This window comes from Pseudoxanthomonas sp. CF125, from assembly GCF_900104085.1.
Classification (GTDB): Bacteria; Pseudomonadota; Gammaproteobacteria; order Xanthomonadales; family Xanthomonadaceae; genus Pseudoxanthomonas_A.
The window spans coordinates 222,317-240,000 of record NZ_FNLD01000003.1 but is presented as its reverse complement, the minus strand read 5'-3'; the positions used below and the strand labels follow the sequence as shown (position 1 = coordinate 240,000).

Annotated in this window: 14 protein-coding genes and 2 rRNA genes (1 of these 16 cut by a window edge); 11 read left to right on the top strand and 5 right to left on the bottom strand. The window is 63.1% G+C overall.

The genetic code is table 11. The annotated features are described in order from the left end of the window. The 3 genes from BLR66_RS14630 to BLR66_RS14620 form a co-directional block, all read left to right on the top strand. Positions 1-2,215, top strand: a 23S ribosomal RNA gene (locus tag BLR66_RS14630); it begins 650 nt to the left of the window's first position. Between the two features lie 129 nt (positions 2,216-2,344). Beyond that, a 5S ribosomal RNA gene (rrf, locus tag BLR66_RS14625) occupies positions 2,345-2,459 on the top strand. A gap of 257 nt (positions 2,460-2,716) precedes the next feature. Continuing rightward, positions 2,717-3,895, top strand: coding sequence for a dipeptidase (locus tag BLR66_RS14620; protein WP_255402634.1), 1,179 nt, complete (start codon positions 2,717-2,719; stop codon positions 3,893-3,895). A gap of 81 nt (positions 3,896-3,976) precedes the next feature. Here the strand turns inward: BLR66_RS14620 and BLR66_RS14615 are convergent, their stop codons facing one another. Then, on the bottom strand, positions 3,977-4,732 hold the full coding sequence (locus tag BLR66_RS14615) for a hypothetical protein (RefSeq protein ID WP_093288570.1): 756 nt from the start codon (positions 4,730-4,732) through the stop codon (positions 3,977-3,979). Positions 4,733-5,033: 301 nt separating this feature from the next. Here BLR66_RS14615 and BLR66_RS14610 point away from each other — a divergent pair, with 301 nt between their 5' ends. The 4 genes from BLR66_RS14610 to BLR66_RS14595 all read left to right on the top strand — a co-directional run bounded on the left by BLR66_RS14610 (position 5,034) and on the right by BLR66_RS14595 (position 7,768). Further along, the gene (locus BLR66_RS14610; RefSeq protein WP_093288567.1) at positions 5,034-5,543 is read left to right on the top strand and encodes a DUF4019 domain-containing protein; all 510 of its coding nucleotides are present in this window, start codon (positions 5,034-5,036) and stop codon (positions 5,541-5,543) included. Between the two features lie 100 nt (positions 5,544-5,643). Next, positions 5,644-6,018, top strand: a complete 375-nt coding sequence (locus BLR66_RS14605) for a nuclear transport factor 2 family protein (RefSeq protein WP_093288564.1) — start codon at positions 5,644-5,646, stop codon at positions 6,016-6,018. Between the two features lie 236 nt (positions 6,019-6,254). Continuing rightward, positions 6,255-7,133 (top strand): RNA polymerase sigma factor RpoH, encoded by an 879-nt coding sequence (gene rpoH / locus BLR66_RS14600; protein WP_093289878.1) that lies wholly within the window; start codon positions 6,255-6,257, stop codon positions 7,131-7,133. A gap of 167 nt (positions 7,134-7,300) precedes the next feature. Then, complete coding sequence (locus tag BLR66_RS14595) at positions 7,301-7,768, top strand: DUF1203 domain-containing protein (protein ID WP_255402632.1); 468 nt, start codon at positions 7,301-7,303, stop codon at positions 7,766-7,768. On the opposite strand, the gene BLR66_RS14590 is transcribed toward BLR66_RS14595, so the two are convergent. Both BLR66_RS14590 and BLR66_RS14585 read right to left on the bottom strand, forming a co-directional pair. Continuing rightward, the gene (locus BLR66_RS14590; protein WP_093288557.1) at positions 7,741-9,024 is read right to left on the bottom strand and encodes an NAD(P)/FAD-dependent oxidoreductase; all 1,284 of its coding nucleotides are present in this window, start codon (positions 9,022-9,024) and stop codon (positions 7,741-7,743) included. The genes BLR66_RS14595 and BLR66_RS14590 overlap by 28 nt on opposite strands. 118 nt (positions 9,025-9,142) lie before the next feature. After that, complete coding sequence (locus BLR66_RS14585) at positions 9,143-11,479, bottom strand: primosomal protein N' (protein ID WP_093288554.1); 2,337 nt, start codon at positions 11,477-11,479, stop codon at positions 9,143-9,145. Positions 11,480-11,938: 459 nt separating this feature from the next. Here BLR66_RS14585 and BLR66_RS19250 point away from each other — a divergent pair, with 459 nt between their 5' ends. Further along, a complete protein-coding gene (locus tag BLR66_RS19250; RefSeq protein ID WP_176943898.1) occupies positions 11,939-12,955 on the top strand; it encodes a hypothetical protein in 1,017 nt (338 codons plus the stop codon). 28 nt (positions 12,956-12,983) lie between these two features. Further along, positions 12,984-13,601, top strand: a complete 618-nt coding sequence (locus tag BLR66_RS14580) for a DUF3106 domain-containing protein (RefSeq protein ID WP_176943897.1) — start codon at positions 12,984-12,986, stop codon at positions 13,599-13,601. Here BLR66_RS14580 and BLR66_RS14575 read toward each other — a convergent pair. Further along, entirely contained in the window at positions 13,595-13,909 is a 315-nt protein-coding gene (locus tag BLR66_RS14575) for a DUF4286 family protein (RefSeq protein WP_093288548.1), read from the bottom strand. The two genes, BLR66_RS14580 and BLR66_RS14575, sit on opposite strands and share 7 nt — an antisense overlap. A 71-nt stretch (positions 13,910-13,980) precedes the next feature. Between BLR66_RS14575 and BLR66_RS14570 the strand changes: the two genes are divergently transcribed. After that, positions 13,981-15,378 (top strand): MATE family efflux transporter, encoded by a 1,398-nt coding sequence (locus BLR66_RS14570; RefSeq protein ID WP_093288545.1) that lies wholly within the window; start codon positions 13,981-13,983, stop codon positions 15,376-15,378. Between the two features lie 51 nt (positions 15,379-15,429). Then, positions 15,430-17,331 carry a signal peptide peptidase SppA gene (sppA, locus tag BLR66_RS14565; RefSeq protein ID WP_093288542.1) on the top strand — a complete coding sequence of 634 codons (1,902 nt, stop codon included), beginning with the start codon at positions 15,430-15,432 and terminating at the stop codon, positions 17,329-17,331. Between the two features lie 93 nt (positions 17,332-17,424). On the opposite strand, the gene BLR66_RS14560 is transcribed toward sppA, so the two are convergent. Beyond that, positions 17,425-17,661: a hypothetical protein gene (locus BLR66_RS14560; protein ID WP_093288539.1), complete on the bottom strand. Its 237-nt coding sequence runs from the start codon at positions 17,659-17,661 to the stop codon at positions 17,425-17,427. Positions 17,662-17,684: the final 23 nt, after the last annotated feature.

Sequence of the window (17,684 nt, the reverse complement as noted above, 5' to 3'; positions counted from 1 at the left end):
GACCCGAAACCGGGTGATCTAGTCATGCCCAGGGTGAAGGTGCCGTAACAGGTACTGGAGGCCCGAACCCACTCCCGTTGCAAAGGTAGGGGATGAGGTGTGATTAGGAGTGAAAAGCTAATCGAACCCGGAGATAGCTGGTTCTCCTCGAAAGCTATTTAGGTAGCGCCTCATATGAATCTTCTTGGGGGTAGAGCACTGTTATGGCTAGCGGGCCATCGAGGCTTAGCAAACCATTGCAAACTCCGAATACCAAGACAGACTGTATGGGAGACACACGGCGGGTGCTAACGTCCGTCGTGAAAAGGGAAACAACCCAGACCCACAGCTAAGGTCCCAAATTTATCGCTAAGTGGTGAACGATGTGGAAAGGCATAGACAGCCAGGAGGTTGGCTTAGAAGCAGCCACCCTTTAAAGAAAGCGTAATAGCTCACTGGTCGAGTCGGTCTGCGCGGAAGATTTAACGGGGCTAAGCGATGAACCGAAGCTTGGGGTGCATAACTTTGTTATGCGCGGTAGAGGAGCGTTCCGTAAGCCGTTGAAGGTGGATTGAGAAGTCTGCTGGAGGTATCGGAAGTGCGAATGCTGACATGAGTAACGATAATGCGGGTGAAAAACCCGCACGCCGAAAGCCCAAGGTTTCCTTGCGCAACGTTAATCGACGCAGGGTTAGTCGGCCCCTAAGGCGAGGGCGAAAGCCGTAGTCGATGGGAAGCAGTTTAATATTACTGCACCTCGCGTGAGTGCGATGGAGGGACGGAGAAGGTTAGGCAGGCCAGGCGTTGGTTGTCCTGGTGAGAGAACTGAGGCAGAACCCTTTGGCAAATCCGGGGGTTTAATGTTGAGGTTAAGGACCGGCCCATTAGGGCTAGGCTGCTGATATCACGCTTCCAGGAAAAGCTCCTAAGCTTCAGCTCACGAAGACCGTACCGTAAACCGACACAGGTGGGTAGGATGAGAATTCTCAGGCGCTTGAGAGAACTCGGGTGAAGGAACTAGGCAAAATAGCACCGTAACTTCGGGAGAAGGTGCGCCTCTTCTGGTTAATAGCTGGGGGAGGCCGAAGTAACCAGGCCGCTGCGACTGTTTATCAAAAACACAGCACTCTGCAAACACGAAAGTGGACGTATAGGGTGTGACGCCTGCCCGGTGCTGGAAGGTTAATTGATGGGGTCAGCCGCAAGGCGAAGCTCTTGATCGAAGCCCCAGTAAACGGCGGCCGTAACTATAACGGTCCTAAGGTAGCGAAATTCCTTGTCGGGTAAGTTCCGACCTGCACGAATGGCGTAACGACAGCGGCGCTGTCTCCACCCGAGACTCAGTGAAATTGAAATCGCTGTGAAGATGCAGCGTTCCCGTGGCAAGACGGAAAGACCCCGTGAACCTTTACTATAGCTTTACATTGAACGTTGAGTTCGTCTGTGTAGGATAGGTGGGAGGCTTTGAAGCGATGGCGCTAGCTGTCGTGGAGCCAACCTTGAAATACCACCCTGTCGTGCTTGACGTTCTAACCTAGCTCCGTAATCCGGAGCGGGGACCATGTATGGTGGGTAGTTTGACTGGGGCGGTCTCCTCCCAAAGAGTAACGGAGGAGCACGAAGGTACGCTCAGCGCGGTCGGACATCGCGCACTGTGTGCAAAGGCATAAGCGTGCTTGACTGCGAGATCGACGGATCAAGCAGGTACGAAAGTAGGTCTTAGTGATCCGGTGGTTCTGTATGGAAGGGCCATCGCTCAACGGATAAAAGGTACTCCGGGGATAACAGGCTGATACCGCCCAAGAGTTCATATCGACGGCGGTGTTTGGCACCTCGATGTCGGCTCATCACATCCTGGGGCTGTAGTCGGTCCCAAGGGTATGGCTGTTCGCCATTTAAAGTGGTACGCGAGCTGGGTTCAGAACGTCGTGAGACAGTTCGGTCCCTATCTGCCATGGGCGTTGGAGATTTGAGAGGGGCTGCTCCTAGTACGAGAGGACCGGAGTGGACGAACCTCTGGTGTTCCGGTTGTCACGCCAGTGGCATTGCCGGGTAGCTACGTTCGGAAGCGATAACCGCTGAAAGCATCTAAGCGGGAAGCGCGCCTCAAGATGAGATCTCCCGGGGCACAAGCCCCCTAAAGGAACGATGAAGACTACGTCGTTGATAGGTCAGGTGTGTAAGTGCAGTAATGCATTGAGCTAACTGATACTAATGATCCGTGCGGCTTGACCATATAACCTCAAGTTGCTTTAGTCTCGACACACGTCGATTGAAAACCAAATAGCAAACTACTTCCCAAGACCTTATGAGAGACAGGCGCCACTCCTATTTGCATAGGTATGAGCGACGCTCCAACCGTCTCCCTGGTGAAATTAGCGCTGTGGAACCACCCGATCCCATCCCGAACTCGGAAGTGAAACGCAGCTGCGCCGATGGTAGTGTGGCTTAAGCCATGCAAGAGTAGGTCATCGCCAGGGTCTTACCCCAAACGCCGGATCGAAAGATCCGGCGTTTTCTTTTTGCGCCGTAGGCGCGACCCGCAACAGGTCATCGCAAGGGTCTTTACCCCAAAGCGCCATCTCCGCAAGGAGGTGGCGTTTTTTTGCCGCGGCGCTGTGATCCGGGCAAGCGGTTGCTAAGATCGCTGGAAATCCAGGAGCCAGCGATGAAGGCGAAATACGCAATGCTAGTGCTAGCGCTGTTGGCGACGTCCGCCCTGGCGCAACACGCAAACATGAGCAGCGACGAACAGGTCGGCAATGCCGCGCGTGCGCTGCATGAAGTCGCATTGGTGCTGGATACTCACCTGGACACTCCTTCCAATCTCCATCGCCCGGGTTGGAGCATTCTCGATCGTCACGATCAAGACGGCGATTTCGCCCAGGTCGATTTACCGCGCATGAAGGAAGGTGGCCTGGATGGCGGTTTTTGGGTGGTGTACACAGCGCAAGGCGCGCGCGACGCCGCCGGCAATCGTGCCGCACGCGACCACGGCCTGGTGCGGCTGGCCGCGATCAGGGAAATGGTCGCGGCACATCCTCAAGACTTCGAACTGGCGCTCACTGCCGACGATGCGGTGCGGATAGAGAAGTCAGGCAAGCGTGTGGTCTTCATCAGCATGGAAAACGCCTACCCGCTGGCCAGCGACCCCACCTTGCTGAGTGCGTACTACGCGCTGGGATTGCGGATGCTGGGAATCACCCATACCAGCAACAACGACTTCGGCGACTCATCGACCGATCCCGTCGGCGCGGAATGGAACGGATTGAGTCCCCGTGGCCGCGCATTGGTGGAAGAAGCCAACCGGCTCGGCATCGTCCTGGATGCCTCGCATGCCAGCGACAAGGTTTTCGACGATCTGCTGGAGCTGTCGAAGGCGCCCATCGTCCTTTCGCACACCAGCGCCAAGGCGCTGTACCTGCACCCGCGCAACATCGACGATGAGCGCTTGCGCAAACTCGCGGCCAAAGGCGGAGTCATCCACGTCAATGCCTATGGCGGATATCTGATTCCGACGCCCAAAAATGCGGCGCGCGATGCGGCACTGGCCGAGTGGGAAAAGCGGGTCGGCGAATACAGCGCGCTCAGTCCGGCGCAGATCCAGGCCCGATTGCGCGAACGGCAGGAAATCTACCGCAAGTACCCGGTCGCTCCGGCCACCCTGGACGATTACATGCGGCACCTGCTGCACATCCTGAAAGTGGCAGGGCCCGAACATGTGGGCGTCGGCGCGGACTGGGACGGCGGCGGTGGCGTTGCCGGACTGGAGGATGTCACCGCATTGCCCCGGATCACCGAACGATTGCTGGCGGCGGGTTATACCGAAAGCGACATCAAAAATATCTGGGGCGGAAACCTGCTTCGCGTGCTTCGCGAAGTTCGGGCGAAAGCCGACGCTGCGCGCGCACCTTAACTCCCCATATCGGAACCAGCCCAAAGGAACTGCAGTCGTGCCGTGTGCGCATATCCGTGCGCGGTCGTGTCAGCTCGCTTGCTAGTCCGAGTTGCGTGAAGAGATTGGATAAGCGGAATCGAGGCCAAAAGAAGCCCCTGCCGTAGCCACCGGAAAGCGGATGCGCACGTTGGTCCCCACCGAGGGCAGTGTCCAGGTTTCGGCAACGCCGGAGAAAGGTTTGACCAGCGATTTGATCGCGGCAAACTGTTTGTCGAAACTGCCGACCATGGAAGAATCGGGATGGGTGGGGCGGCACAAGAACATGAGATCGACGTAGTCGGTGCCTGAGAGGTTGTCGCCGTAGTCGCGCGGCGCGTTACGTACGCCGATCATCGACCAGCCGGCGGTTTCGCACGAGCGCAAAGCATAAGTGGCCAGCGTAAGAAGAATGAGACGCATGGCTTTCATATCGAAGAATATGTCGACCGGGTGGGGTGGAACGAGGCAGGACAGATCCAGGATGCTAAGCAAGATCTCATTGGTCTTGTACGCCCACTCCCGCACCAGCGCGCAGAGGTCGAACACCTTGAGTTCGTGCTCCGGCGTAGCCAGGATATCCATGACATTGCGGGAATAGAGCAAACCGCGGGAAGAAACGGCATTGATCCTCTCCAGCATCTCATCGCGCGTTTGCAAGCCCGGTGTTTCGAGCGTCCGCTGAGCATAGTCGAACATGGTGTCCCAGAGGCGCTCGAACTCCAGATTCAGGCAGCGCACGAGTTGCTCGAATGCCTTGTCCGCTTCAACCGAGAATGTTGCCGGTCGTACCGCATCGCCATCTCTTACTGCAAGCATGAGGAACTCCTTGTAGGCGAGAGAATCATCCCTGCCGCTCGCCGCCGGCAGCGGTGATGCTCGCGGCAATAATGTTTGAATGCAGGCGCGGACGCTATATCAAATTCTTTCGTCGGTCTGGCGAATGGCACTGAAATAATTTGATACATAGAGAAATTTACCGATCTTGCCTGTTGCCCAATCGCCGGGTGGAAATCCAGGTCCGCGCCAGCGCGGCCGAGTAAGCAGGCACGACTGTGGCGCGGCCTGAGTTGGCATAAGCTCAGAGCCGCCCACAGACACCACTCCAGGGAGAGAGCACATGAATACCTCGAAGTTCGTACTCGCTACGCTGCTGCTGGCTTTTGCCGGCGCGGCGTCGGCGCAGCAAGCGGCGCAGCCGGCACGTGCCCCCGCCCAGAATCCGCAGGCTGCGCAGCAGCAACTGACGCCCGCGCAGCAAGCCTTAGTCGCGCGGCAAGACGCCGAAATGGCCAACGCCGCGGCGTGGGTCGTGCAAACGGTGGACAAAAACAACGCCGCCGAAGTCTGGCGCGGCGCTTCACCGGTAGCCAAGAATGTGGTGGCCGTGGACGAGTTCGTCAGGCAGATTGCGCTGGACCGGCAGAAGCTCGGCGCCGTCACCGATCGCAAACAGGCGGCGATCACGCGCACCGTCTATCCGGCAGGCGGACAGGTGCCTGCCGGCAACTACGTCAACGTGGCCTACCTCACCAAGTTCGCCAACATGCCGCAGCCCGTGCGCGAACTGGTGTCGTTCCACATGGACGACGACAAAGTGTGGCGCGTCTCGGGCTACAGCCTGCGTTGATCCTATTGCGGTGGCGGTGGCCGCGAGATTGCCCGGCGCGCCGCCAATGCATCACGGGGAGCACAAGCTCTCGAATCACAACCAAGGAGCACGTACAAAAATGATGATGAATGGAATCCAGGAATTTCTTGCCTCCTACTTCGACGTATTGCAGACCCAGGACCTGAGCTTGTTCGATCAGGTGTTCCACAAGGACTGCGTGCTGTATGCGCAGCAGGACGGCAAGACCATCGTACGGCCGCTGCCGGAATACCGGCGCATGGTCGAGGGCCGGGAGTCGCCGCAGAGCCGCGGCTTTCCGCGCCAGGACGAGATCCTGATGATCGACCTGCTATCCCCCGAAATGGCCCTGGTCAAAGTGCGGTTGCAATTGTTCGACAGCATCATGGCCGACTACCTCAACCTGATGAAAATAGACGGCCAATGGCGCATCGTGGCCAAGCATTTCCACCGCGTGGGCGATGCCGCAGCCTGAGTCTCCAGGCTGAATGGAACCGTGGCGGCGTGGGAGAAGACCTACCCGCGCCGTCACAGTCTTAGAATTTCGCATAACTCTATAAGCAATTGATTTTTATACAATAATCCATGAGATTTGGCGGTGGCGGCGAGTCATAAGCGCATTTTTCCGAGCATCCTGGCGTTCCACCGGCGAAACGATGGAACTCTTTTATCGTTTAGCAGTCCAACTCCGCGACTGCTAAAATGACCGCCATGAACCAGACCTCTGCAGCCACCGCCATGGTGGCAAACAATCTGCCCATCCCCAGCGCGCTCGGCTCGCTCGATGCCTATATCGGCGCCGTGCACCAGATTCCGGTGCTCACGGTCGAGGAAGAACAGAGTCTTGCCCGCCGTTTCCGCGACGGCGAAGACCTGGACGCCGCGCGCGAGCTGGTGCATTCGCACCTGCGCTTCGTCGTGCATGTGGCCCGCGGCTACAACGGCTACGGCCTGCAGCTGGGCGACCTGATCCAGGAAGGCAACATCGGCCTGATGAAAGCGGTCAAGCGCTTCGACCCCGAGATGGGCGTGCGCCTGGTCAGCTTCGCCGTGCACTGGATCCGCGCGGAGATGCACGAGTTCATCCTCAAGAACTGGCGCATCGTCAAAGTCGCCACCACCAAGGCGCAGCGCAAGCTGTTCTTCAACCTGCGCAAGTCCAAGACGCGCCTGGGCTGGATGAACGATGCGGAAGTGACCGCGGTCGCCGCCGACCTCAACGTGTCCAAGCGCGAAGTGCTGGAAATGGAATCGCGTCTTTCCGGCCGCGATATCGGTTTCGATGCGCCGTCCGACGAAGACGACGACCACGCGCCGCCGTCGCCGGGCGCCTACCTGATGACCCAGGACGAGGATCCGTCGCAGGCCTACGAGCGCGCCGACAGCGAAGACAACCAGCTGGAACTGCTGCGCGAAGGAATGGCCGGTCTGGACAAGCGTTCGCGCGACATCGTCATGCGTCGCTGGCTGGACGACGACAACAAGGTCACGCTGCAGGAACTGGCCGATGAGTACGGTGTTTCGGCCGAACGCATCCGTCAGATCGAGGCCAATGCGCTGAAGAAGATGAAGGCGTTGTTCGCGGCCTGATCGCGGCGCGCGCGACCGCGAAGAATACGAATGGCTCGGGAAACCGGGCCATTCGTTTTTCAGGCCGGACTACGCGAGTCGATAGAAGCGGAAACACCGCAAGATCCGGATATCGCGCTTTGCGATTGCGGGGGAGGATGAGTCGTCCCCAACCTGCGGAGCTTCCCGTGAATTTCCAGATCAACGCATTGCCCTTGGCCTCGTTCCAGCCGCTGTTTTCCTTGTCCGACGCCGAACTGTCCGCGCGCAACATGCGCCGCGTGATCGCCGATGGCAGGCCCGCGTATCCGTGCCGGGTCAGCTTGCAGGATGCGAGCGAAGGCGAGCGCTTGGTATTGCTTCCGCACGCGCACCATGTCGTCGATACGCCTTATCGCGCCTACGGTCCCATCTATGTCCGCGAAGCGGCGCAACAGGCGTCGCCAGCGCCGAACCAGATCCCCGACTTGTTGCGCGCGCGCGCTTTATCGCTGCGCGCCTACGACGCGGACGGCATGATGGTGTCAGCGGATGTACTGCCGGGCACGGAGGCCGAGCGGGGCATCGAACAGTTACTGGCGATCCCGCGCACGGCTTATCTGCACATCCACTACGCCAAGCCCGGTTGCTACGCCTGCCGCGTAGATCGCGCCTGATCTTCCTCATCCCTGCCCAGGATGATGCGTGCGCCGCGCTGGTAGCTCCAATACGCCCACGCCCAGTTGAGCAGCACCACCAGGCGGTTGCGGAATCCGATCAGGAAGAACACGTGCGCAGCCAGCCAGAACCACCAGGCCAGCATTCCAGAGAGTTTCAGTTTTCCAAAATGCACGATCGCCGCCATCCGGCCGATGGTGGCGAGGTTGCCATAGTCTTTGTAACGGAAAGCCGGTGCTGGTTTGTTGGCCAGCCGCGCGCGGATCGCGTGGGCGACATGCCGGCCCATCTGTTTGGCGGCGGGCGCCACGCCGGGTACCGGTTTGCCGTCCTGTTGCACCGAAGCCAGATCGCCGGCGACGAAGATATCCGGATATCCCGGCACGCTCAGATCCGCCTGCACCTGCACGCGGCCGGCGCGGTCCAGCGGCACGCCAAGGGACTTGGCCAGCGGCGAGGCGGCTACGCCCGCCGCCCAGACGACGGTGCGCGCGGCGATGAATTCTTCACCCAACCGGTAACCGGATTCGTCTATCTGCGTCACCGGCGTACCGGTGGAAACCTCGACGCCGAGCTTCTGCAGTTGCCTGCGCGCCTTTTCCGACAGGTCTTCCGGAAACGAAGACAGCACCCGCGGCCCTGCTTCGATCAGGCGCACGCGCGCATCGGAGGGATTGATGTTGCGGAACTCGTTGGTAAGCGTATGGCGCGCGATTTCCGCCAGCGTGCCCGCCAGTTCCACGCCTGTGGGGCCGCCGCCGACGATGGCGAAATTCAGCCAGGCCGCGCGCTTGACCGGATCCGGCTCGGCCTCGGCGCGCTCGAACGCGAGCAACAGGTGCCGGCGCAGCTGCAAGGCGTCGTCCAGTGTCTTCAGGCCGGGCGCATGCCTGGCCCATTCGTCGTGGCCGAAATAGGCGTGGGTGGCACCGCTGGCCAGCAGCAGATAATCGAAATCGATCCAACTCCCGTCTTCCAGCAAGACCCGTTTGTCTGCGGCGGAAATGTCGCGCACTTCCGCCAACCGCACTTCCACGTTGCGTTGCTTGCGCAGGATGTGGCGCAGCGGCGCGGCGATATCAGGCGAAGACAAGCCCGCGGTCGCCACCTGGTAGAGCAGCGGCTGGAACAGATGATGGTTGCAACGGTCGACCAGGGTAATGCGCATCGGCGAACCCGCCAGTGCGCGCGTGGCCCACAGGCCGGCGAACCCGCCGCCGATGACGACCAGGTGCGGAAGCGTACTGGCGGTCATGGGGAAAGCGCTCGGGAGGTTTCCATGAAGCGCATTATTTCATGGACGCGGGGTGGAGGCGCAGGCGATGCGCGCCGATCGGCAAGACCGATGTCGGAATCAAGCGACTACCGCGCCATCAGTAAAGATCCAGCGGATCCACATCCAGCGACCAGCGCGTCTTGCGCGCTTCGGGCAGTTCGTAGATAGCGGGCAATGCGGCGTCCAGCAGCGCATGCAGTTCGCGGCGGCTGGGCGAGGACAACAGCAGCTGCGCGCGGTGCATGCCGGCGCGCCGCGACATAGGGGCGGGAATGGGCCCCTGGATTTCGACGTTCAAAGCCCCTCTCCCGTCGGGAGAGGGGTTGGGGTGAGGGTACGGCGAAGTTACTGTCCTTCCAGCCATCAAAAACTTCCCCGCACCCTCATCCGGCGCTTCGCGCCACCCCGTATCGAGTACGGGGCGGGCTCTTCTCCCAATGGGAGAAGGCAGTACCGACTTGGCCGCATGCAGAAACGCATTCGCCGCATCGACATGCTTGGCTTCCGCCCGCAACAAAGCCAAATGCGCGAACGGCGGAAACCCCGCAGCCTGACGTTGCTCCAGCTCGCTATGCGCGAAGGCGTGGTAGCCGCCATTGATCAGCGTATTGAGCAGAGGATGGTCGGGGTGGTGGGTTTGCAGCCAGACCTCTCCGGGTTTTTGCGCGCGTCCTGCACGCCCTGCGACCTGGATGAGTTGCTGGGCGAGTTTCTCGCCCGCGCGGAAGTCGGCCGAGAACAATCCTTCGTCCACCCCCACCACCACCACCAAGGTGAGATGCGGCAAGTCGTGGCCTTTGGCCAGGATCTGCGTACCGATCAGAATGCCGGGACGGTCGCCCAGTTTTCCCAGATGGCCTGCCAGCGCATCGCGGCGCTGGGTGGTGCTGCGGTCGATACGCAGCACCGGCACATCGGTGAATTTCTCCATCAGCATTTCTTCAATGCGCTCGGTGCCGATGCCCTGCGGCTGCAGCGCCAACCCGCCGCAGTCCGGACACGCGGGCGGCACTGCCTGACGCGCGCCGCAGTGATGGCATTGCAAGCGGCGTCCGCCGCCGTGCACGGTCATGGGCGAGCTCTTGGTCGGCGTGCCGCAGCGTTTGCATTGCGCGCTCCAGCCGCAGTCGTGGCACATCAATACCGGCGCGTAGCCGCGGCGGTTCTTGAACACCAGCACTTGTCCGCCTGCCTCCAATGCGGCGGAGATAGCGGCCATGGTTTCCGCGGACAATCCCGCTTCGAGCGGACGTTTGCGCAGGTCCTGCACGCGCACCGAGGGCGGTTTCGCGTCGCCCGCGCGCTGGCTTAGCCGCAGGTGCGCGTAACGTCCGCCAAGGGCGTTGTGCAACGATTCCAGCGACGGCGTGGCGCTGCCCAGGATTACCGGCACGTCCAGCGCCTTGCCGCGTATCAGTGCGAAATCGCGCGCGTGGTAGCGCATGCCGTCCTGCTGCTTGTAGCTGCCGTCGTGTTCTTCGTCGACGATGATCAGACCCGCTTCGGGCAACGGCGTGAACACGGCCGAGCGCGTGCCTACCGCCACCCTTGCCTCGCCGCGCGCGAACGCGGCCCAGCCGCGCGCGCGCGCGTTGTCGCTCAAGCCCGAATGCAGCGCCAGCACCGGCACGCCCAAACGCTGCCGGAAGCGCGCCAGGGTCTGCGGAGTCAGGCCAATCTCCGGCACCAGCACCAGTGCCTGCTTGCCGCGACGCAGGCAGTCGGCGATCGCGTGCAGATAGACCTCGGTCTTGCCGCTGCCGGTCACACCGTCCAGCAGCAGCGGCGCGAAACCCCGCGCAGCCAGGATCGCGTCCACCGCCGCTTGCTGTTCCGCATGCAGCTCGGGGCCTTTTTGCGGCGACGGAGCAAGCGCCGAAGCGGGAATCGCCACGCGTTCGGCCAGCCCGCGCTTTGTCAATGCGCGCGCTGCAGTGCGCCAGCTCTCCATCTGCAAATCCAGGCTGTCCTCATCGCGCGCACCGGTCTGCAACAGGTCTGCGAACTGGCGCGGCCGAGTGCCCTGCCGCAGTCGCTCCCTGCCGGTGGCTCCCGCTTCAGTCAGCCGCCAAGCCCAGGCGTGCGTGTCCGGCATCGGCTCGCCCTGACGAAGCAGTGTCGGCAGCGCGGTGCCCAGCACCTCGCCCAGGGGCGCATGCGTATAGCGCGCCAGCCAGCGCAGGGAAGCCAACAGCTCGCCGTGCAGCAGCGGGGCCGCATCCAGCAATTCCAGAACCTGGCGCAGTTCCGGCCCGTCGCCGGTCGCCATGCCGATGCCGGCCACCACACCGGTCATTTCGCGCGAACCGAACGGCACTCGCACCCGTTTGCCTATGTCGTCGGCGCCTGGCGAATGGCCGGGTGGCGGCAGATAGTCGAACCACTGCGGCAAGGGCAAGGGCAGGACGATCTGGAGGGTGGCATCGGAGCGCATCGGCTCCAGTTTACCGACCGCCGCAAGCCCCCTCGCAAGGCGTGCTGCAGTTGCACGTCATTGCTACCTGGGAGGTGACGAAAATCACGCAAGTCGCCGTTGCGCTTGGAGATTCTGCTTTATCCACATGGTCTGTGGATAAAACTGTGCATGAAAGCCTTGCTCCACGCTTCCGGAGGCTTGCAGCAAGCTTCGGCGTGAGGTTGGCTAAAAAAACGCCAACGCCATTAACTTCATGAATATCAATAAGTTGGCCGTGAAACAGGATTGTAATGCGAATGCCGGGCCTGTCCCTGGACACACGTATGACATTCGAATGACGGCTGTGCACAACGTGTTTTGGCGCAAAGCCTTATGGCGCTTGGGAGAGCAGGTTTTGGGAATCTGTCAAGCAACATTTCGTGCTCAGAAAATAGCCGTGCGCGGCTATGATGCGGCGACGAATCCCCCGGTTCCACGATGCCCAGCAATTTGAACGACGCCGCGTCCGTGCCGGCCGCGCTCTCCGCCTTCCTGCGTGGCGTCGAACGCCGGGGCGCGTTGTTCGCCGAACTCCAGTGCGGCGACCGCGATGCGGGCGACGACGCCCTGGCGGCCGCCATGCGCGCGTTCCGCAACCACGCCGGCACGTTGCCCATGGCCGAGTGGCCGCGACGCTTCTGGACCCTGCTGGCGGCGACCCCGCAGTTGCGTCAGTCCGCGGCCACGGCGCGGTGGCCGGCGGGAGTCGAAGCGCTGGCCGGATTGCAGCCGCTGTCCCGTCAGGCGCTGCTGCTGCGGCTGGCGGCGGGCCTGCCGGAGGAAGAGGCCGCGGCGGTGCTGGGCATTGCCCCGGAAGTCCATCAACAAGCGCTCGCTTCGGCCTGTCCGCGCGATGCCAGCGGACAACCCGATGCTTCGGCTTGGCGCACGCTGGCCGAGGCGATCCAGTCCCTGTTGCGCGATTTGCCGCCGCAGCGCCTGGCGCGTCTGGCGCGCCTGCGCGAAGCGGCCATTCTGGGCACTCGGCTGGAACGACCTGCGCCGCCTGCAACGCTTTCCGCGACGCCGGCCGACACACCGCTGAGACGTCGCCGCTGGCCGTGGGTGTTACTGGTGCTGATGGCGTGCGCGACCGCGCTGGCGGCGACCTGGTGGTGGCCGCAATGGCAGGCATCGCATGGCGCCGGCGCCAACCGGGAGGACGGCGTCCAGCGTCTGCAGGATCAGGTGGAGATCACAGTCGAAGACATCCCCGAGCAGCCAGCTGCGGCGAAGTTCGATGCCGCTACCGCCGTGCTCACGCATCCGGATTTCGAACTGATGCTCGAGCCGCAGGACGAGGCGATCGCGCGCGATGCGGATTTCCTGGCCTGGTACGCGGCCGGTGCCAGCGCGCCGTCGGACGCTCCGGAAGGAAACGCTCCCGAAGGACAGGCCGAGGAAGAAACTCCGTCGAAGGCCACGGGAACGGAGACCAGCGATGCGCAGTTCTGATCGGCCGTCGGCAAAGAATGGGTTGGCTATGGGCCGGGCCGTCGTGATTCTCGCTGCGTTGCTGACCGCCATGTCGATGCATGCCGCGCCGGTTTCTGCGGCCGGCGCCGGCGCCGCAACGGCTCCGGGCGCCATGACCCAAACCGAACGGCAAGCGCGGCTGCGAGCGATGACGCCCGAACAGCGCGTGCAGTTCGGGCAGCGCCTCGCCGCCTGGAACGCGTTGCCGCTCAGCGAACGGGAAGAACGCCGCGCGCGTTATCAGGCCTGGCTGCAGCTGGAGGCAGGCGAACGCGGCACTCTGCGTGCGCTTGCGGCACAAGTCGATGCGTTCCCGCCGGAACGCAAGCAGGCGTTGCGCGCGCAATTCGATGCGCTGGACGACGTACAACGGCGTGGCTGGAGGTTAGGGCCGGTGCTGGGACGCGATTACCCCGGGCTGCATCCGTTGCTGGCCTACGTTTCCGCGCCGCAGCGTCTGCCGCTGCTGGCCAGGCTGCGGAGCATGGATGCGCAGCAGCGCGCCGACCTTGCCGTATTGGCGCAGCGCACGCCGCCGCAGGACCGGCAGGCGCTGCGCAGCGAGCTATTGTCGGTACCGCCAGCGCAAGTGACCGCCTGGCTGCGGGGGAAGCTGGATCAGTAGCGGTCCAGGTCGCGCAATACTCGGCGCGAGGAACGGAACCGGTCGCCGAAACGGCTGAGCCCATCGGCGCGCATGCGGGCCGAATGCACGCGCAGGTATTCGTCGAGCGCGGCCTGGTCGACCAGTTCGTACTGGGTGCAGAAGACGGTTTCCGCGGCGTCGGCCTGGTCCGGCACGGTTTCCATCAGGCGCGCGCCGGTAAAGCCGGGCAGTGTGAGCATTTCCTGCACGTGCGCGATCAGCCAGTCGCGATATTCGACGGCGATTTCGCGGTCGACGGCTAGATTGACTTCATAAACGACGGACATGCCCTAGACTAACCGGCCCCCCGACCCGGTGCCAGCGCGTCCGCGCGGCCGCAGTCGTAAAGATCGTTTCCATGACGCCCCAGACTTCCCAACTCCCGCGCTTCGGCAGCGAAGTGCGCGCCACGGCCACGCTCGCCTTGCCGCTGGTGCTGGGCCATGTGTCCACCGGCCTGATCGGTTTCGTCGACAACGTCATCGCCGGCCACCACAGCACCCAGACCCTGGCCGCAGTCACCATCGGCACCGCGCTGTTGTGGCTGCCGATGATGGTGCCGATCGGCACGTTGATCTCGCTCACCGCCTCGGTGTCGCAATTGAACGGCGCCGGGCGCCGTGCGGAGATCGGCCCGCTGTTCCGGCAGGCGCTGTGGCTGGCTTTGGCTCTTGGCCTGTTGATGTTCGCTTTCCTCAGTCTGATCCCTTACGCGCTGGCGCCGTTCGGGATCGCGCCTGAGATCATCCCCGGCGCGCGCGGCTTCCTGCACGGCATCCGCTGGGGAGCGCCTGCGCTGACGCTTTTCTTCTGCATGCGCTATCTGAGCGAAGGCATGCACTGGACGCTGCCGACCATGCTGATCGGGTTCGGCGGATTGGCGGTGCTCGCGCCGCTGGGCTACGCCTTCACTTTCGGTCGCTTCGGATTGCCGGAAATGGGCGCGGCGGGCCTGGGCGTGGCCTCGGCCATCATGATGTGGTCGCAGGCGCTGGCCTTCGCTCTCTACTTGTGGAATGCCAGGCGTTTCTCCCACTTGCAATTGTTCGCGCGTTTCGACGGTCCGCATCTGAAACCGATCGCGCAGCTGCTGCGCACCGGGCTGCCGATCGGCGTTACCGTGCTGATGGAAGGCGGTCTGTTCATCGCCACCGCGCTGCTGATCGCGCGCCTGGGCGCGGTGCCGGCGGCGGCGCACCAGATCGCGATCAACGTGTCGGCGCTGTGCTTCATGGTGCCGATGGGCGTGGCCGAAGCCACCACCGTGCGGGTGGGCCATGCGCTGGGGGCGGGCGATGCGCTGGGCATCCGCCGCGCGGCGCATGCCGGCTACGTGATCGTGTTGTGTACGCAGGCATTGTCGGCCACGGCGCTGCTATTGGGCCACGATGCGGTGGTGGCGCTGTATACGCGCGATCTGGCGGTGGCGGGGCTGGCCGGCAGTCTGTTGCTGTACGCAGCGGCGTTCCAGTTTCCCGACGGCGTTCAGGTGCTGTCGGCCGGCGCGCTGCGCGGGCTCAAGGACACCCGCGTGCCGATGTGGCTGGCGGTGCTTTCCTACTGGGGCCTGGGCATGCCGCTGGGTGCCGGACTGGGCCTGGGGTTGGGCTGGGGGCCTCAGGGCATGTGGATGGGCCTGATCCTGGGCCTGACCGCGGCGGCGGTGCTGATGGCCACGCGCTTCCAGCGCAGCAGCCGGCGGCTGTTGGGGCTTCCCGTCTCACAAATTCCGGGCAGTGACTTACGGGGCATGTAAGCGCGGCGGGCAAACGGTAAGCTGGCGTCGGTTATCCGGAGCTCGCCCCCCATGAATCAAGTCGTCCATCGCGGTCCCATCGCCGCCTTCTTCGTCGGCCTGTGGAACGTGATGAATTTCACCCGCAGGCTGATCCTCAACTTCCTGTTCTTCGGATTGCTGTTCCTGTTCCTGGTCATTTTCGTGGCGGCGGTCGGACGCGGCAACGGAGTGAAACCGTTGCTGGACAGGACCACGCTGGTGATCGCGCCGGAAGGCAAGTTGGTCGAGCAATACAGCGCCGATCCGGCCACGCGCGCGCTGGCCAAGGCCTTCGGCGACAAGAATGCAGAAGAGATCCAGCTGCGCGACCTGATCCGCGCCATCGACGCGGCCAAGGACGACAAGAAGATCGAACGCGTACTGCTGCGCGTGGACCAGTTGCAGCCCAGCGGCTACGCCTCGATGCGCGAGGTGGCTTCGGCGCTGGCGCGTCTGCGCGCTTCGGGCAAGCAGATCGTGTCGTTCGGCGAGAACCTGGACCAGTCGCAATACCTGCTGGCCGCGCAGGCCAACGAGGTCTATATCGATCCGATGGGCAGCATGCTGCTGGAAGGCCTCGGCCGTTACCGCCAGTACTACCGCCAGGGCCTACAGGACAAGCTGGGTGTGGACGTGCATTTGTTCCGCGTGGGCGAATTCAAGTCCGCCGCCGAGCCGTACATCCTCGACGCCGCTTCCAAGGAATCGAAGGAAGCCGACCTGTTCTGGATGAGCGACATCTGGCAGCGCTACCTGGCCGATATCGCCAAGGCCCGCAAGTTGACGCCCGAACAATTGGCTTCGGGCATCGACACCCTGCCCGAAGGCATCGCCGCCGCTGGCGGCGACCTGGCCAAGTTCGCCCTGCAGCAGAAGCTGGTGGACGGACTGAAGACGCAGGAGGAAGTGGAAACGCTGCTGACCGAACGCGGCGTGGCCGACGAGGATTCGGACAACGGTTTCCGCAGCGTCTCGCTGGGCGGCTACCTGGCCCAGCTGGACGCGAAAACGGTGCGTATCGCCGACGAACGTCCGCAGGTGGCCGTAGTGGTAGCCGCAGGCGAAATCACCGACGGCGAACAGCCGGCCGGCACCATCGGAGGCAAGTCCACCTCGGCGCTGCTGCGCGAAGCGCGCGATGACGAGGACGTGAAGGCGGTGGTGCTGCGCGTGGATTCTCCGGGCGGCGGCGTATATCCGTCGGAAGAGATCCGCCGCGAAGTCGCCGCGCTGAAGGCCGCCGGCAAGCCGGTGGTGGTGTCGATGGGCGACCTGGCCGCTTCGGGCGGTTACTGGATCTCGATGAACGCCGACCGCATCTACGCCGATCCCTCGACCATCACCGGTTCCATCGGCATCTTCGGCCTGATTCCCAACGTCACCCGCACCCTGGACAAAGTGGGCGTGCATACCGACGGCGTGGGCACCACGCGTTTCGCCGGCGCTTTCGACATCACCCGGCCGATGGATCCGGCCGTGGGCCGCGTGGTCCAGTCGGTGATCGACAAGGGCTACGCCGATTTCACCGGCAAGGTCGCCGCCGCGCGCAAGAAGCCGGTGGAAGAGATCGACGCCATCGCACGCGGCCGCGTGTGGAGCGGCGCGCAGGCCAAGGAGCGCGGGCTGGTGGACGAGCTGGGCGGTTTCGAAGCCGCCGTCGCCGATGCCGCCGCGCGCGCCAAGCTGGGCAAGCCGGACAAATACCGCGTGCGCTATATCGAGAAGATGGCTTCGCCGTTCTCGCAGTTCATGAGCGGATTCGCCGGCAGCCGCATCGGTTCGGCCTGGTTGAAGGATTCGGATTTCGCCCGCGCGCTGCTGGCCAAGGCCATGCCGGAAACCGACGCGCAGCTGCGTTTCGTCGAACAGGCCGCCAACAGCCGCAACGGCGCGCCGGTGAAGGGGCTGGTGTATTGCTTCTGCGGGTTGTGATCGAAGCGTAGGTCGGGGCTACGCCCCCGACGTGCGGGCAAGATTCGAGGCGCGGGAAGAGCGGCGGGCAATGCCCGCCCTACGGCGACGCGGTTACTGCGAAGCCGCGTCGATTGCGGCGCTGTTCTTGTCCGCCGCTTCCTGCACCGTGTCCTCTACCGCCTTGGCCTGATCGATCGGCTTCTGGATCGCATCGCGCAGTTCGGTGTTGCCGGCGGCCGTGGCTTGGGGTTCGGGCGGCTCGTCGGTTGGCGGCGGCTCGGGCTTGCAGGCGGCCAGCCCCATCAGCGACAGGACAAGGCAGGCGGTACGGAACAGGGATGCTTTCATGAAGGCGTCTCCGCGGATCGTGG

Excerpts from the sequence above, each read along its gene's own strand:
- BLR66_RS14620 (WP_255402634.1), top strand. The coding sequence starts at position 2,717 with ATGAGCAGCGACGAACAGGTCGGCAATGCCGCGCGTGCGCTGCATGAA.
- BLR66_RS14615 (WP_093288570.1), bottom strand. The coding sequence starts at position 4,732 with ATGCTTGCAGTAAGAGATGGCGATGCGGTACGACCGGCAACATTCTCG.
- BLR66_RS14610 (WP_093288567.1), top strand. The coding sequence starts at position 5,034 with ATGAATACCTCGAAGTTCGTACTCGCTACGCTGCTGCTGGCTTTTGCC.
- BLR66_RS14605 (WP_093288564.1), top strand. The coding sequence starts at position 5,644 with ATGATGATGAATGGAATCCAGGAATTTCTTGCCTCCTACTTCGACGTA.
- rpoH (WP_093289878.1), top strand. The coding sequence starts at position 6,255 with ATGAACCAGACCTCTGCAGCCACCGCCATGGTGGCAAACAATCTGCCC.
- BLR66_RS14590 (WP_093288557.1), bottom strand. The coding sequence starts at position 9,024 with ATGACCGCCAGTACGCTTCCGCACCTGGTCGTCATCGGCGGCGGGTTC.
- BLR66_RS14585 (WP_093288554.1), bottom strand. The coding sequence starts at position 11,479 with ATGCGCTCCGATGCCACCCTCCAGATCGTCCTGCCCTTGCCCTTGCCG.
- BLR66_RS19250 (WP_176943898.1), top strand. The coding sequence starts at position 11,939 with ATGCCCAGCAATTTGAACGACGCCGCGTCCGTGCCGGCCGCGCTCTCC.
- BLR66_RS14580 (WP_176943897.1), top strand. The coding sequence starts at position 12,984 with ATGGGCCGGGCCGTCGTGATTCTCGCTGCGTTGCTGACCGCCATGTCG.
- BLR66_RS14575 (WP_093288548.1), bottom strand. The coding sequence starts at position 13,909 with ATGTCCGTCGTTTATGAAGTCAATCTAGCCGTCGACCGCGAAATCGCC.
- BLR66_RS14570 (WP_093288545.1), top strand. The coding sequence starts at position 13,981 with ATGACGCCCCAGACTTCCCAACTCCCGCGCTTCGGCAGCGAAGTGCGC.
- sppA (WP_093288542.1), top strand. The coding sequence starts at position 15,430 with ATGAATCAAGTCGTCCATCGCGGTCCCATCGCCGCCTTCTTCGTCGGC.
- BLR66_RS14560 (WP_093288539.1), bottom strand. The coding sequence starts at position 17,661 with ATGAAAGCATCCCTGTTCCGTACCGCCTGCCTTGTCCTGTCGCTGATG.